Origin of the sequence: Pseudomonas sp. Yb2C2, assembly GCF_052112325.1 — a bacterium.
GTDB lineage: Bacteria > Pseudomonadota > Gammaproteobacteria > Pseudomonadales > Pseudomonadaceae > Aquipseudomonas > Aquipseudomonas marginalis.
In genome coordinates, this window is record NZ_JAVAJK010000003.1 from 229,740 (window position 1) to 244,260 (window position 14,521).

Below are 14,521 nucleotides of genomic sequence, written 5' to 3' on the forward strand. Positions count from 1 at the left end.
CCCCGGATGGGGGTCGCCAAAAACAGCGGTAAAGGGTAACGGTTGCCAAAAACAACAATAGACCGCCCCTCAATAATAAAAAAAGAGCACGCAACGACAAATTAAAGGGGACCTTCGGGTCCCCTTTGTGCTTTCTGGCCTTTAACCCTACCCTGCCCCCAGCTCTTCGATCGAGATCTCGCGCATGCGGAATTTCTGGATCTTGCCCGTCACCGTCATCGGAAACTCCTCCACGAACTTGAAGTACCTGGGCGTCTTGAAGTGCGCGATGCGGCCCTTGCACCAGGCCTGCAGCTCCAGTTCGCTGGCCACATGGCCGGGATGTAGCTTGACCCAGGCCACGATCTCCTCGCCGTAACGCTCGTCCGGAATGCCGATGACCTGCACATCGGCCACCGCCGGATGGGTGAAGAAAAACTCTTCCACCTCGCGCGGGTACACGTTTTCGCCACCGCGAATGATCATGTCCTTGTTGCGCCCGGCGATGCACACATAGCCGTGGGCATCCATGGTGGCCAGGTCGCCGGTGTGCATCCAGCCCGCAGCGTCGATGGCCTCGCGGGTGCCGTCGGGGTTGTTCCAGTAGCCGAGCATCACGCTGTAGCCACGGGTGCACAGTTCGCCGACCTGGCCACGGGGCAGCGTGTTACCGGCTTCATCGATGATCTTGCTTTCCAGTTGCGGCTGGGTGCGGCCGACGGTGGTCACGCGACGCTCCAGATCGTCATCCGCGCCGGTTTGCAGGGACACGGGGCTGGTCTCGGTCATGCCGTAGGCAATCTGCACCTCGCCCATGTGCAATTCGCCGATGACCCGGCGCATCACCTCGATGGGGCACGTGGCGCCGGCCATGATGCCGGTGCGCAGGGTGGACAGCTCGAACTCGCCCCGGCGTGGGTGATCAAGCAAGGCAATAAACATCGTGGGCACGCCGTACAGGCCAGTGGCACGTTCTTCGGCGACGGCGGTGAGGGTCAGCAGCGGATCGAAGCCGTCATTCGGGTAGATCATGGTGGTGCCATGGGTAATGCAGCCCAGGTTGCCCATCACCATGCCGAAGCAGTGGTACAGCGGCACCGGGATCACCAGGCGGTCTTGCGCGGTGAGGCCCAGGCTTTCGCCGACCATATAGCCGTTATTGAGGATGTTGTGATGACTGAGGGTGGCGCCCTTGGGGAACCCCGTGGTGCCGGAGGTGTACTGGATATTGACGGCTTGATCGAAGTGCAGGCTGGCCTGACGGCTGTGCAGCTGCTCGGGCGGCAGGCCCGCACCGAGGGCCGCCAGTTCCGACCAGGGCAGGAAGCCCGGGGGCGGGCTGGGGTCGAGGCTGATCATGCCGCGCAGATCAGGCTGCAATGCCTGCAACATCGCGTGGTAGTCGGAGGTCTTGAACGCGCCGGCGCACACCAGCCACTCGCAGCCGGACTGCTTGAGCACGTAGTCCAGTTCACTGCTGCGGTACGCCGGGTTGATATTGACCAGGATCACACCAATCTTGGCGCTGGCGATCTGGCTGATGCACCACTCGGCGCAATTGGGCGCCCAGATGCCCAGGCGATCGCCGGTCTGCATACCCAAGGCCAGGAACGCGCGGGCATGCACATCGACGGTCTCGGCCAGTTGCCGCCAGGTGTAGCGACGCTGCTGATGGCGCACCACAAGGGCTTCGCCATCGGGGTATTGCGCCACGGTGTGATCGAAGGCCTGGCCAATGGTCATGGCCAGCAACGCCTTGTCCTGGGAGCCACGGCTGTAGCTCGGATGCAGTTGATCCATAACGACCCCGGTTGTCTTTTTTGTAGGTTGACGTAAACGTAAACTACGATTGACAGCACCGTAACGCAAGCTTACGTTAACGTAAAGGTGAGCGCCCTTCCCTGGCGCGCCATCCACACAACAACAAAGCTCACATTAAGGTGCCTGTCCATGAGTTACCCGTCCCTGAACTTCGCCCTCGGTGAAACCATCGACATGCTGCGCGACCAGGTGCAGTCCTTCGTGGCCAAGGAAATCGCGCCCCGTGCGGCACAGATCGACATCGACAACCTGTTCCCCGCCGACCTGTGGCGCAAGTTCGGGGATATGGGCCTGCTGGGCATCACCGTACCGGAAGAATACGGCGGCGCCGGCCTGGGCTACCTGGCCCACGTGGTGAGCATGGAAGAAATCAGCCGTGGCTCGGCCTCGGTGGCGTTGTCCTACGGCGCCCACTCCAACCTGTGTGTGAACCAGATCAACCGCAACGGTACTCACGAACAGAAACTCAAGTACCTGCCCAAACTGATCAGCGGCGAACACGTCGGCGCCCTGGCCATGAGCGAACCCAACGCCGGTTCCGATGTAGTCTCGATGAAACTGCGCGCCGACAAACACGGCGACCACTACGTGCTCAACGGCAGCAAGACCTGGATCACCAACGGCCCCGATGCCAGCACCTATGTGATCTACGCCAAGACCGACCTGGAAAAGGGCCCCCACGGCATCACCGCGTTTATCGTCGAGCGCGACTGGAAAGGCTTCAGCCGCAGCAACAAGTTCGACAAGCTCGGCATGCGTGGCTCCAACACCTGCGAGCTGTTTTTCGATGACGTCGAAGTGCCGGAAGAAAACATCCTCGGCGTGCTCAACGGCGGTGTGAAAGTGCTGATGAGCGGCCTCGATTACGAGCGCGTGGTGCTGTCCGGCGGCCCCACCGGGATCATGCAGGCGTGCATGGACCTGATCGTGCCCTACATCCACGATCGCAAGCAGTTCGGCCAAAGCATCGGCGAGTTCCAGCTGATCCAGGGCAAGGTCGCCGACATGTACACCCAGCTCAACGCCAGCCGCGCCTACCTCTACGCGGTGGCCCAGGCCTGCGAACGCGGCGAAACCACGCGCAAGGATGCGGCCGGGGTGATCCTGTACAGCGCCGAACGCGCCACGCAAATGGCCCTCGACGCGATCCAGATCCTCGGCGGCAATGGCTACATCAATGAATTCCCCGCCGGGCGCCTGCTGCGGGACGCCAAGCTGTATGAAATCGGCGCCGGCACCAGTGAGATTCGGCGGATGCTGATCGGTCGCGAACTCTTCAACGAAACCCGCTGAAGGAGCGCCCCATGGCCACCTTGCACACCCAGCTCAACCCACGCTCAGCGGAGTTCGCCAGCAACAGCGCGGCGATGCGCCAACAGGTCGACGCCCTGCATACCCTGCTCGCCCACGTGCAGCAAGGCGGCGGCGCCAAGGCCCAGGAACGCCACACCTCACGCGGCAAACTGCTGCCGCGCGAGCGCATCAATCGCCTGCTGGACCCGGGCTCGCCGTTCCTTGAACTCAGCCAACTGGCCGCCCATCAGGTGTATGGCGAAGACGTGCCTGCCGCCGGCGTGATCGCCGGCATCGGCCGCGTGGAAGGCGTCGAATGCATGATCGTCGCCAACGACGCCACGGTAAAAGGCGGCTCCTACTACCCGCTCACGGTGAAAAAACACCTGCGCGCCCAGACCATCGCCGAGCAGAACCGTCTGCCGTGCATCTACCTGGTGGACTCCGGCGGCGCCAACCTGCCGCGCCAGGATGAAGTGTTTCCTGACCGCGAACACTTCGGGCGGATCTTCTTCAACCAGGCCAACATGAGTGCCCAGGGCATCCCGCAGATCGCCGTGGTGATGGGCTCGTGCACCGCCGGTGGCGCCTACGTGCCGGCCATGGCCGACGAAGCGATCATGGTGCGCAACCAAGCCACCATCTTCCTGGCCGGCCCGCCGCTGGTAAAGGCCGCTACCGGTGAAGTGGTCAGTGCCGAAGACCTCGGCGGTGCCGATGTGCACTGCAGGATATCCGGCGTGGCCGACCACTATGCCGACAGTGACGAACACGCCCTGGCCCTGGCCCGCCGTAGCGTGGCCAACCTCAATTGGCGCAAGCAGGGCCAATTGCTGCAACGCACGCCCGTGGCGCCGCTGTACAGCAGCGAAGAGCTCTACGGCGTGATCCCGGCCGATGCCAAGCAGCCGTTCGATGTACGCGAAGTGATCGCACGGCTGGTGGATGGCTCGGTGTTCGATGAGTTCAAGGCGCTGTTCGGCACCACCCTGGTGTGCGGCTTCGCGCATGTGCACGGCTACCCGATTGCGATCCTGGCGAACAACGGGATTCTGTTCGCCGAAGCCGCGCAAAAAGGCGCGCACTTTATCGAGCTGGCCTGCCAACGCGGGATTCCCCTGCTGTTCCTGCAGAACATCACTGGGTTTATGGTCGGCCAGAAATACGAAGCCGGTGGCATCGCCAAGCACGGCGCCAAGCTGGTGACCGCGGTGGCGTGCGCCAAGGTGCCGAAATTCACGGTGATCATCGGCGGCAGCTTCGGCGCCGGCAACTACGGCATGTGCGGCCGCGCCTATGATCCGCGCTTTTTGTGGATGTGGCCCAACGCGCGGATTGGCGTGATGGGCGCCGAACAGGCTGCGGGCGTGCTGGTGCAGGTCAAGCGTGAGCAGGCTGAACGGGCAGGCGTCGGCTTCAGCGCTGAAGAGGAAGCGGCGATCAAGCAGCCGATCCTCGACCAGTACGAAACCCAGGGTCACCCTTATTACTCCAGCGCACGCCTGTGGGACGACGGCGTCATCGACCCGATGCAGACCCGCGATGTGCTGGCCCTGGCCTTGTCCGCCGCGCTGAATGCCCCCATCGAGCCGAGCCGCTTCGGCGTGTTCCGCATGTAACCTGTAGGAGCGAGCTTGCTCGCGAAGGTCGTTAACGATAACGCGAGCATTCTGGATGAACGCGTTGCCTGGACGTTTTTCGCGAGCAAGCTCGCTCCTACAGGAGACCTCTCATCATCATGGAGCTCCTTGCATGAGCGATTTCAACACCCTCGAACTGATCACCGACAGCCGTGGCTTTGCCACCCTGTGGCTCAGCCGAGAAGCCAAGAACAACGCGTTCAACGCCGAGATGATCCGCGAACTGATCATCGCCCTCGACCATGTGCAAGGTGATGCGTCCCTGCGTTTCCTGGTCCTGCGTGGGCGCGGCAGGCACTTCAGCGCCGGTGCCGACCTGGCCTGGATGCAGCAGTCGGCCGAACTGGATTACCACACCAACCTGGACGACGCCCGCGAACTGGCGGAGCTGATGTACAACCTGGCCAAGCTGAAAATCCCCACCCTGGCGGTGGTGCAAGGCGCGGCCTACGGTGGCGCGCTGGGCCTGATCAGTTGCTGCGACATGGCCATCGGCGCCGATGACGCGCAGTTTTGCCTGTCGGAAGTGCGCATCGGCCTGGCCCCGGCCGTGATCAGCCCGTTCGTGGTGCAGGCCATCGGCGAACGGGCGGCGCGGCGCTATGCCCTGACCGCCGAGCGCTTTGGCGGCCAGCGTGCACGGGAAATCGGCCTGCTGGCGGAAAGCTACCCGATTGGCGAACTGGACCAACAGGTGGAACAGTGGATCACCCACCTGCTGCATAACAGCCCGGCGGCGATGCGCGCCAGCAAGGACCTGCTGCGTGAAGTCGGTAACGGCGCGCTCACCCCTGCCCTGCGCCGCTATTGCGAAAATGCCATTGCACGCATCCGTGTCAGCGCCGAAGGCCAGGAAGGTTTGCGCGCTTTTTTGCAAAAACGCCCACCCAGCTGGCAACCCCAGGAGCCGCGTTCATGAGCACGCTGACCACCGTACTGGTGGCCAACCGCGGCGAGATTGCCTGCCGGGTGATGCGCACCGCCAAGGCCATGGGCCTGACCACCGTGGCGGTGCATAGCGCCGTCGACCGTGATGCGCGACACAGCCGCGAGGCGGATATTCGTGTCGACCTGGGGGGCAGCAAGGCCACCGAGAGCTACCTGCAAATCGACAAACTGATCGCCGCCGCCCAGGCCAGCGGTGCCCAGGCCATTCACCCAGGCTACGGCTTCCTGTCGGAAAACGCCGGGTTTGCCCGTGCGATCGAGGCGGCGGGCCTGATCTTCCTCGGGCCGCCCGCCTCGGCCATCGACGCCATGGGCAGTAAGTCCGCCGCCAAGGCCCTGATGGAAACCGCCGGCGTGCCCCTGGTGCCGGGATATCACGGCACAGAACAGGACCTGGAAACCTTCCGCGCCGCCTGTGAGCGCATCGGCTATCCGGTACTGCTCAAAGCCACGGCCGGCGGCGGCGGCAAGGGCATGAAGGTGGTGGAGGATGTCAGCCAACTCGCCGACGCCCTGGCCTCGGCCCAGCGTGAGGCGCTGTCGTCCTTCGGCAATGGGCAGATGCTGGTGGAGAAATACCTGCTCAAGCCACGCCACGTAGAGATCCAGGTGTTTGCCGATCAGCACGGGCATTGTTTGTACCTCAATGAGCGGGATTGCTCGATCCAACGCCGCCACCAAAAGGTCGTCGAGGAAGCCCCGGCGCCGGGGCTGAGCGTTGCACAGCGCAAGGCCATGGGCGAAGCGGCGGTGCGTGCGGCCCAGGCCATCGGTTATGTCGGTGCGGGCACGGTGGAGTTCTTGCTGGATGCGCGCGGCGAGTTTTTCTTCATGGAGATGAACACCCGGCTGCAGGTGGAGCACCCAGTCACCGAAGCGATTACCGGCCTGGACCTGGTGGCCTGGCAGATTCGCGTCGCCCAGGGCGAGGCGCTGCCGATCACCCAGGAGCAGGTGCCGCTGATCGGCCATGCGATTGAAGTGCGTTTGTACGCCGAAGACCCGGCCAACGACTTCCTGCCCGCCACCGGGCACCTGGCGCTGTATCGCGAGTCCGGGCCGGGCCCGGGGCGCCGCGTGGACAGTGGTGTCGAGCAAGGAGACGACGTGTCGCCGTTCTACGACCCGATGCTCGGCAAGCTGATTGCCTGGGGTGAGGACCGTGAACAGGCACGCCTGCGCTTGCTGAGCATGCTCGACGAGTTTGCCGTGGGTGGGCTGAAGACCAACCTGGGCTTCCTGCGGCGCATTATTGGTCATCCGGCATTTGCGGCGGCCGAGTTGGATACCGGATTCATTCCGCGCTATCAGGAGGATCTGCTGCCGGTGGCCGGGACGCTGAGCGATGCGTTCTGGCAGGCTGCGGGTTCGGCCTTCATGCAGAGCTTGCCTGCGGGTGACGGGCCATGGGCGGACACCGGTGGATTCCGTGCGGGGCTGCCCGCCGAGGTCTCGCTGCACTTGAGCTGCAATGGCCAGGACCGCCTGGTGACACTGGCCGCCGACGCCGCGACATTGCAGGGCGAACAGTTAGTGATCGAACACCAGGGCGTCCGTCGTTCACATCTGGCAGTGCGCAACGAGCACACGGTTTTCCTGCGTTGGGACGGCGAGATGCAGGGCGTCAGCCTGTTCGATCCGATTGCCGCAGTCGAGGCCAGCCAGTCGCACCAGGGCGGCCTCACGGCACCGATGAACGGCAGCATCGTGCGGGTACTGGTGGACGTCGGCCAAACGGTCGAGGCCGGCACGCAACTGGTGGTGCTCGAGGCGATGAAGATGGAGCACAGTATCCGCGCGCCCCAGGCCGGGGTAGTCAAGGCGCTGTTCTGCCAGGAGGGCGAAATGGTTGCCGAAGGGTGTGCGTTGGTGGAGCTCGAAACGGAGGACTAGAACTTCACCGTGGCCTGCACGACGACGCCGAGGATGCGGCAATCAGCGGTGAACAGCAGTTTCGGGTAGGTGGGGTTGAGCGGCACCAGGTAGAGCTGGCCGCTCTCTTCCAGCAACTGGCGGAAGGTCGCCTGGGTGCTGCCGGCCCGTTGGGCGACTACCAGTTTGCCGGGTTCGGCGGCGATGGCCGGATCCACCAGGATCATCATCCCCGCTGCGATGCTCGGGCCGCTGAGCGCGGTCATGGCGTCACCTGTCACCGGCAGCCAGAAGGCGTCTCCCCGGGCGTGGTAATCCGTCGGTTCGAAGCGTGCGGCGCCATAGGCCGGGCGCTCTTCGCGCGTTTCGCCCAGGCCTTTCCACTCGCTGACCGGGTAGCGAAAATACGACGTGTATTGTTTTGCCGGGCCACGGACTTCGTCGGCCTTCTCGCGCAGCTCCTGCACCACTTCCAGGTCGCCCAGCCCCAGCTCCGCCAGCACCCGGTTCATATCCGCCAGGCTCGGCACGCGGCGCTTGTTGAGCCAGTGCCCAACGCCACCCTGGGACATGCCCAAGCGTTCAGCCAGCTCACCCTGGGTGACCTCGCGGTCTTTCATGTTGGCCTTGACCAATGCTATCCATTTATCCATGGCCGCCGACAATACGTCAGCCAGTTTCCAGGGCAATAAACAGTTTGTAGTAATCCATAAAACGACATAAATACGATACGTACTATCATCGAGCATAAGGTTTTCGACACCCACCCAGAGTACCGCCCCTTATGACGACGAGCCCGTATCCCCTGCCTGAAACACCCGAAAACGATGACGTTCAAGGCCTGCGCAGCAGCGGTGCTGCCCAGCGTGCCTTGGACTTCTACTTGAAAGAAAATATGTCAGCACCCGTCCCGGATGACAGCTTTTTCGCCATCAAGCCCGGCATCAGCCAGGAGGAAGCCCTGGTGCACGCCTCGGACCTGTTGCGCAGTGCCGCCGCCACGGCCTACGAATCAGCGAGCAGCCATCAGGGCAACCAGCGAGACCTGGCGTTTTCAGTGGTGTATTTGATTGATATGGCGAAGGCGATGGTCGAGCGGTCGTTGCGGGCACCGGAGGTTCGGGCGAACGGATAACAACCGCGAAAGAAAAATATTTCTATCCCATGGATAAAAACATTTGACTTGCAAATGATAATGATTATTATTGGACCCAGCTGATCGCGAGATCAGTCGATAGACCAAGGGACCTTAGGTCGGACTCTTGGAATATCTCCTCATCAGGCTAATCACGGTTTTTGACCCGGCTCTTTGGCCGGGTCTTTTTTTTGCCAGTTTCCCTGGCATGGCTTCAGGCTAATGAAGACTGTGTGTTGCTTGATGGCGCGCATGGTAGCAAAAGACCATCGCCAAAAGAAAGCCAGTCCAGTGCTCCAGCGCACATCTCTGCGAAATAGCGCTTGAGAATCAATCTCATAGATTCTAAGCTGCGGCGGCGTCACGGACGACGCCCCCCTCCCCGCAACAATTTTGCATCCAGGCTTTACCAAACTCCTGTGTAATATAGCCGCCACAACACTCATATTCAGGCAACCAGACTATGACCGTGGCCTTGACCTCCATCAAGATCAGCACCGACTTCGACAGTGGCAATATCCAGGTGCTCGACGCCAGCGACGCCTACCAGCTGCTGCTGGCCATCCAACCCGATACCCGCAGCCACCATTACCAATGGTTCCACTTCAAAGCCGAAGGCATGCACGTGGGCCACACCCATAACTTTCGCCTGAGCAACGCCGGTGGCTCTTCGTATAAGCACGCCTGGAGCGGCTATAACGCTGTCGCGTCCTATGATCACGTCAACTGGTTCCGAGTCCCCACTCGCTTTGACGGCGAGATCCTGCACATCAGCCTAGAAACCCGTGAGAAGCATGCCTGGTTGGCCTACTTCGAGCCCTACAGTCGCGAACGCCACAACTGGCTGATCGACCAGGCCCTGAAGTACGCCGGCACCCAACTGCTGGCCACCGGCAAAAGTGTCGAGGGCCGCGATATTCAACTGTTGCGACGTGGCAAAGGCGGCGAAGGCCGACGCAATGTCTGGATCATTGCCCAGCAGCACCCCGGCGAACACATGGCCGAATGGTTCATGGAGGGCATCATCGAACGCCTGCAACAGGATGGCGATGCCGAGATGAAAAAGCTCCTGGCCGTTGCCGACCTGTACCTGGTGCCGAACATGAACCCCGACGGCGCCTTCCACGGTCACCTGCGCACCAACGCCATGGGCCAGGACCTCAATCGCGCCTGGCAAAGCGCCAGCCAGGAGATCAGCCCGGAAGTGCTGTTCGTGCAACAGCAAATGCAGCAGTACGGTGTCGACCTGTTCCTCGATATTCACGGCGACGAAGAAATCCCCTACGTGTTCACCGCTGCCTGCGAAGGCAACCCCGGCTACACCCCGCGTATCGAAGCGCTGGAAAAACGCTTCCGCAGCCATTTGAGTTCGCTGACCCGTGACTTCCAAACCACCCACGGCTACACCCGCGACTTGCCGGGCGAAGCCAATATGACCCTGGCCTGCAATGCCGTCGGCGAGCAATACGACTGCCTGTCCCTGACCCTGGAAATGCCGTTCAAGGACAACGATGACGCCCCCAACCCGAAAACCGGTTGGTCAGGCGAACGCTCCAAACAGCTGGCCAAGGACGTCTTGAGCACCGTGGCCGATATCGTCACGGTCCTGCGCTAACGCCCCTGGCCCCCGGCATCAGTCCTTGGTGCCGGTCATGCTCTGCAACACACCATCGCGCCGAATCAACCCATGGAACAGCGCCGCCGCCAGGTGCAGCAGTACCGTCAGGAACAGCAGGTAGGCCAGATAACCATGGGCCTTGCGCAATAGCGCAAACAGCGGCGCATCCGCCGCCACCAGCGCCGGCAACTGCACCGAACTGCTGAGCATCACCGGGTCGCCCGCCGCCGAAATCATCGCCCAGCCCAGCAGCGGCAACACCAGCATCAACCCATACAAGACCAGATGGGACGCCTTGGCCGCCAGCACTTGCCACAGCGGTAAGTCAGACGGCAACGGCGGCTGGCGGGTGGAGAAGCGCACCGCCAGGCGCACGATCACCAGCACCAGGATCGCGATCCCCAGCGGCTTGTGCAGGTGGATCAACCACTCATGCCGCTCCGACACTGACGCCGCCAGGCCTGCGCCGATAAACAACATGGCGATGACCATCAGCGCCATCAACCAGTGCAGCAGGCGCGCCAGGGGGGCAAAAAACCGTGGTTGGGCATTCATGGCTTCGACTCCGCTGGGGCACTGTGCAAGGGGCTGACTTCACCGGCACGGCGCAGGTACGAACTGGCATACGCCGCCGAACGTGCAGCCAGCAGCGGGTCATTGGAGGCTTCGATGCCGCTGGGCAAGATCAACGGATCGAAATTGATGTCGCGACAATCGCCGTCGGCCTGGGGCTGGCTGCTTTGCAGCACCAGGGTGCCGGCATTCAACACCTTGTGCTCACCGGTCCAGGGTTTGCTCGCGTCCTCCAGCGGGTCGCCGGGGTTGGCCAGGGTCATGTTCAACTGCCAACGCAACGGCCCTGTGGCCAGGCGTTGCACCAGGTCTTTCTCCAGAAAGTCGGCGCCCATCGGTGCGGTCTCCCCCTTTGCATCCTGACTCTGGGGCACTACGCCCCAACGCACGGCCTGGCGCTTGCCCTCGGCACTCACCAAATAAAACGCGTTGATACCGTTATAGGTTTCGGTCGCATAACTGGCCGATGGCCTGGCCGTCTTGACCCACGCCAGGAATGGCGCCGCCTCAGGGTGTGCGGCAAAAAACGCCGGCATATTCGCCGGGTTCGGCTTGCCGGTGGCCGGGTCCGGCGCGCCGGCCTTGAGCATCTGGTAGAACGCCTCGGGCGTGCCCACCGGGAACACCGGCATGCTGTTCATGCCGGTACGCCATTGCTGGCCGTTGGCCAGGCTGAACTGCACGGCAAAGCTGCGGATCGGTACACTGCTGTCCGGCGCATAGGGGTTGCCGCTGGGCAGGGCGAAGCGGCCGATCAATGGGGTCCTGGCCGCGCTGAACACCTGGGCGCGGGAGTAGGCACGCGCCTCGGCACTGCTTTCGAAGTACCCGGCCACGCACACGCCCTTGGCATGGTTACGCCGGAATCCAGGGTGCACGCCGTTGTTGGTTTCCAGGGCATTGACCAGGGTTTTCGGGCGCAGGCGTTGTGGGTCGAGGCTGCCGTTGACGTAGGCAAATGCCCCGGCCATAACCGCAACCACGGCACCAATTCCCGCAAGTCGTGCGATCAGGCTCGCCGTGCTTAACGGGGGACGTGGCGGTGATGAGTGATCTACCATGAACAGACTCCAGGGCCTGAAGGCCTTTGGGGGTAACCATAAGGTCGGAGCATTAAGACGAACGCCGATCCGCTCTATTCCCAGGCCCTGGATTTATTTTCCACGGCCGGGAATAACCGTTCACGCCGGACGTCTCTCTAGTCCCAGCGTAGTGACCAGCCAGACACCCATGCATGAACTCGACGAACCGTTACGTGAACTCATCCCCAGGCTGCGGCGTTTCGCTGTGTCCCTGACCCGTAACGCCAGCAGTGCCGACGACCTGGTGCAGGCGACCCTGGAGCGGGCGATCACCCGTTGGGCCGACAAACGCATCGAGGGCGATTTGCGCGCCTGGCTGTTCTCGATCCTCTACCGGCAGTTCCTCGATGCCCACCGCCGCACCCGGCGCTATGCACGCATGCTGGAATTCTTTACCGGCCGCGATGATGCGCAGCCGTCGGTGGAGCGCACCGTCATCGCCCAAGCGACCCTGCAAGCCTTCGACCAACTCAACACCGAACAACGCGCACTGCTGTTGTGGGTGTCGGTGGAGGGCTTGAGCTACAAGGAAGTCGCGCAAATACTCGAGGTGCCGATCGGCACCGTGATGTCGCGCCTGTCCCGGGCGCGCCAAGCGTTGCGTCAACTCAGCGATGGCGACATCGCCAGCCCTTCCCTGCGGATACTCAAATGATCAGCCTGCCCCCCAGCGAACGCGACCTGCATGCCTACGTCGATCATCAACTCCTGGACAGTGATCGCCGCGTGCTCGAAACCTATCTGGCCGCCCACCCCGAGGTCGCGGCCCAAGTGCAGGCGTGGCAACAGGACGCGCAATTGCTGCGCGCGTCCTTGAGCGGCGCCCTGCAACAACCGGCTAACCCGGCGCTGGACCCGGCACTGATTCGCCAGCGCCTCAAGCACCAGGCGCGCCGCCGCTTTGCCACCGCCGCAGTGCTGCTGATGGCCGTCAGCCTCGGTGGCCTCGGCGGCTGGCAGGCCCGTGAAGCCACGCAACCGCCGCTGCTGCCGATGGCCGATGCGATGCAAGCGTTCCGCCTGTTTGCCCAGGAGGGCATCATGCCCGCCGACTATAACGGCCAGGACCGCGGCACGATGCAGGCGTGGCTCGACCGCTACTTCAATCAAGCCCATCGCCTGCCGGACTTGAGCCAAGCGGGCTTCACGCCCGTCAGCGGGCGACTGCTCACCACCGATCAAGGCGCCGCCGCCATGGTGCTGTACCAGGACGCACAAGGTCGGCGCATCAGCTTCTACATCCGCCCACCGGGCCCGGACAACGGTTTCCTGCCCCGTGGCGAGCGCACGGCGGATGGGTTGCAAGCGCAATACTGGTCCGGCGGCGGCTACAACTATGCGGTGGTCAGCCCGACGGACCAGCCGACGCCGCCCCTGCAGCCGTTCTAGATTGGTCAAATCGCCAGCGGCGCCCTAAAGTAAGCGACCACCGCACTACAGAGTGACTCGCATTGGCCGTGCTCCCCCTTATCCGTCGTTTGCTCGGTAAAAAAACCGACATACTGGACGACATGCCCATCCAGACGTTCTTTCAGGACAAAACCCGACAACTGGGTTACACCCTCAGTGCTGGCCAAGCCCAGGCCATCGACGCGATGGCGCGCCAGACCCGGCACCTGCTCGCCAGCCAGCCGACCCGCAGCCTGTACCTGCACGGCCCGGTGGGGCGCGGCAAAAGCTGGCTGCTGGACGGTTTCTTCCAGGCGCTGCCCATCGCCGAAAAGCAACGCGTGCATTTCCATGAGTTTTTCGCCCGACTGCACCGCGGTATGTTCACGCACCAGGCGACGGACGATGCCTTGGCCATGACCCTGGACGAACTGCTCGACGGCTGCCGCGTGCTGTGTTTCGACGAGTTCCACGTGCACGACATCGGCGATGCCATGCTGATTACCCGGCTGTTCAAGGCCCTGTTCCAGCGTGGCGTGTGGGTGCTGGTCACCTCCAACTATCCACCCGAAGGGCTGTTGCCCAACCCGCTGTACCACGAGCGTTTCAAGCCGGTGATCGACTTGATTGCCGCGCGTATGGACGTGCTGGAAGTCAGTTCGCCCGAGGACTTTCGCAGCCTGCCCCAGGCCCATGCCGCGCAACGCTTTACCACCGGTTGTTACCTGTGGCCGGGCACGCAGGCCCAGCGTGCGGCGCTCGGCCTGCCTGTCAGCGGCGGCCCGACGCAGACGCTGACGGTGGGCAACCGCACATTGATCTGCCGCCAGCATCATGCACGCACCATCGTATTCACCTTCAACGATCTGTGCGAACAGCTGACGGCGGTGATGGACTACCTGTTGCTGTGCGAGGCGTTCGATCACTGGGTCATCGACGGCCTGCCCCACCTGGCAGAGTGCCCGATCGCCGTGCAACAACGTTTTATCAACTTGGTGGACGTGCTTTACGACAAGGACAAGCATCTGGTCCTGATCGGCGAACAACCGCTGGCACAGGCCATGAGCGGCCAGGCCATCGACCTGGCGCGCACCGCCAGTCGCCTGAACCAATTGCAACAGGCCAACCCGCAACGGGCGCGCGACCCGGTATCATGAGCGCCATTTACGCC

13 protein-coding genes are annotated in these 14,521 nt (G+C 62.9%); 9 read left to right on the forward strand and 4 right to left on the reverse strand.

Translation table 11 applies throughout. From position 1 onward, the window contains the following. Positions 1 to 147: 147 nt before the first annotated feature. Entirely contained in the window at positions 148 to 1,779 is a 1,632-nt protein-coding gene (locus Q8X51_RS05370; protein WP_407694128.1) for an AMP-binding protein, read from the reverse strand. A gap of 150 nt (positions 1,780 to 1,929) precedes the next feature. Between Q8X51_RS05370 and Q8X51_RS05375 the strand changes: the two genes are divergently transcribed. The 4 genes from Q8X51_RS05375 to Q8X51_RS05390 all read left to right on the forward strand — a co-directional run bounded on the left by Q8X51_RS05375 (position 1,930) and on the right by Q8X51_RS05390 (position 7,574). Beyond that, on the forward strand, positions 1,930 to 3,093 hold the full coding sequence (locus Q8X51_RS05375; RefSeq protein WP_065924121.1) for an isovaleryl-CoA dehydrogenase: 1,164 nt from the start codon (positions 1,930 to 1,932) through the stop codon (positions 3,091 to 3,093). An 11-nt stretch (positions 3,094 to 3,104) separates the two neighbouring features. After that, positions 3,105 to 4,712: a carboxyl transferase domain-containing protein gene (locus tag Q8X51_RS05380; RefSeq protein WP_027606270.1), complete on the forward strand. Its 1,608-nt coding sequence runs from the start codon at positions 3,105 to 3,107 to the stop codon at positions 4,710 to 4,712. Between the two features lie 133 nt (positions 4,713 to 4,845). Beyond that, complete coding sequence (locus tag Q8X51_RS05385; protein WP_027606269.1) at positions 4,846 to 5,652, forward strand: gamma-carboxygeranoyl-CoA hydratase; 807 nt, start codon at positions 4,846 to 4,848, stop codon at positions 5,650 to 5,652. Further along, positions 5,649 to 7,574 carry an acetyl/propionyl/methylcrotonyl-CoA carboxylase subunit alpha gene (locus tag Q8X51_RS05390; protein WP_323147045.1) on the forward strand — a complete coding sequence of 642 codons (1,926 nt, stop codon included), beginning with the start codon at positions 5,649 to 5,651 and terminating at the stop codon, positions 7,572 to 7,574. Before Q8X51_RS05385 ends, Q8X51_RS05390 begins: the two co-directional genes overlap by 4 nt. On the opposite strand, the gene Q8X51_RS05395 is transcribed toward Q8X51_RS05390, so the two are convergent. Continuing rightward, positions 7,571 to 8,206, reverse strand: coding sequence for a LexA family protein (locus tag Q8X51_RS05395; RefSeq protein WP_323147046.1), 636 nt, complete (start codon positions 8,204 to 8,206; stop codon positions 7,571 to 7,573). The genes Q8X51_RS05390 and Q8X51_RS05395 overlap by 4 nt on opposite strands. A gap of 131 nt (positions 8,207 to 8,337) precedes the next feature. Here Q8X51_RS05395 and Q8X51_RS05400 point away from each other — a divergent pair, with 131 nt between their 5' ends. Both Q8X51_RS05400 and Q8X51_RS05405 read left to right on the forward strand, forming a co-directional pair. After that, entirely contained in the window at positions 8,338 to 8,688 is a 351-nt protein-coding gene (locus Q8X51_RS05400; RefSeq protein WP_027606266.1) for a DUF6124 family protein, read from the forward strand. Positions 8,689 to 9,151: 463 nt separating this feature from the next. Next, positions 9,152 to 10,303, forward strand: a complete 1,152-nt coding sequence (locus Q8X51_RS05405) for a M14 family metallopeptidase (RefSeq protein ID WP_065924125.1) — start codon at positions 9,152 to 9,154, stop codon at positions 10,301 to 10,303. An 18-nt stretch (positions 10,304 to 10,321) separates the two neighbouring features. On the opposite strand, the gene Q8X51_RS05410 is transcribed toward Q8X51_RS05405, so the two are convergent. Further along, positions 10,322 to 10,861 (reverse strand): cytochrome b, encoded by a 540-nt coding sequence (locus Q8X51_RS05410; protein ID WP_065940125.1) that lies wholly within the window; start codon positions 10,859 to 10,861, stop codon positions 10,322 to 10,324. After that, the gene (locus Q8X51_RS05415) at positions 10,858 to 11,940 is read right to left on the reverse strand and encodes a catalase family peroxidase (RefSeq protein WP_065948384.1); all 1,083 of its coding nucleotides are present in this window, start codon (positions 11,938 to 11,940) and stop codon (positions 10,858 to 10,860) included. The genes Q8X51_RS05410 and Q8X51_RS05415 overlap by 4 nt, the downstream gene beginning before the upstream one ends. A 169-nt stretch (positions 11,941 to 12,109) precedes the next feature. On the opposite strand from Q8X51_RS05415, the gene Q8X51_RS05420 reads away from it, so the two are divergent. The 3 genes from Q8X51_RS05420 to zapE all read left to right on the forward strand — a co-directional run bounded on the left by Q8X51_RS05420 (position 12,110) and on the right by zapE (position 14,507). After that, positions 12,110 to 12,616, forward strand: coding sequence for an RNA polymerase sigma factor (locus Q8X51_RS05420; RefSeq protein WP_027606262.1), 507 nt, complete (start codon positions 12,110 to 12,112; stop codon positions 12,614 to 12,616). Then, a complete protein-coding gene (locus tag Q8X51_RS05425) occupies positions 12,613 to 13,350 on the forward strand; it encodes an anti-sigma factor family protein (RefSeq protein ID WP_407694129.1) in 738 nt (245 codons plus the stop codon). The genes Q8X51_RS05420 and Q8X51_RS05425 overlap by 4 nt, the downstream gene beginning before the upstream one ends. 62 nt (positions 13,351 to 13,412) lie before the next feature. Further along, positions 13,413 to 14,507, forward strand: coding sequence for a cell division protein ZapE (gene zapE / locus Q8X51_RS05430; protein ID WP_407694130.1), 1,095 nt, complete (start codon positions 13,413 to 13,415; stop codon positions 14,505 to 14,507). Positions 14,508 to 14,521: the final 14 nt, after the last annotated feature.

Coding starts and splice junctions, on each gene's coding strand:
- Q8X51_RS05400 (WP_027606266.1), top strand. CDS start 8,338: ATGACGACGAGCCCGTATCCCCTGCCTGAAACACCCGAAAACGATGAC.
- Q8X51_RS05385 (WP_027606269.1), top strand. CDS start 4,846: ATGAGCGATTTCAACACCCTCGAACTGATCACCGACAGCCGTGGCTTT.
- Q8X51_RS05395 (WP_323147046.1), bottom strand. CDS start 8,206: ATGGATAAATGGATAGCATTGGTCAAGGCCAACATGAAAGACCGCGAG.
- Q8X51_RS05425 (WP_407694129.1), top strand. CDS start 12,613: ATGATCAGCCTGCCCCCCAGCGAACGCGACCTGCATGCCTACGTCGAT.
- Q8X51_RS05375 (WP_065924121.1), top strand. CDS start 1,930: ATGAGTTACCCGTCCCTGAACTTCGCCCTCGGTGAAACCATCGACATG.
- Q8X51_RS05390 (WP_323147045.1), top strand. CDS start 5,649: ATGAGCACGCTGACCACCGTACTGGTGGCCAACCGCGGCGAGATTGCC.
- Q8X51_RS05380 (WP_027606270.1), top strand. CDS start 3,105: ATGGCCACCTTGCACACCCAGCTCAACCCACGCTCAGCGGAGTTCGCC.
- Q8X51_RS05410 (WP_065940125.1), bottom strand. CDS start 10,861: ATGAATGCCCAACCACGGTTTTTTGCCCCCCTGGCGCGCCTGCTGCAC.
- Q8X51_RS05405 (WP_065924125.1), top strand. CDS start 9,152: ATGACCGTGGCCTTGACCTCCATCAAGATCAGCACCGACTTCGACAGT.
- Q8X51_RS05415 (WP_065948384.1), bottom strand. CDS start 11,940: ATGGTAGATCACTCATCACCGCCACGTCCCCCGTTAAGCACGGCGAGC.
- Q8X51_RS05370 (WP_407694128.1), bottom strand. CDS start 1,779: ATGGATCAACTGCATCCGAGCTACAGCCGTGGCTCCCAGGACAAGGCG.
- Q8X51_RS05420 (WP_027606262.1), top strand. CDS start 12,110: ATGCATGAACTCGACGAACCGTTACGTGAACTCATCCCCAGGCTGCGG.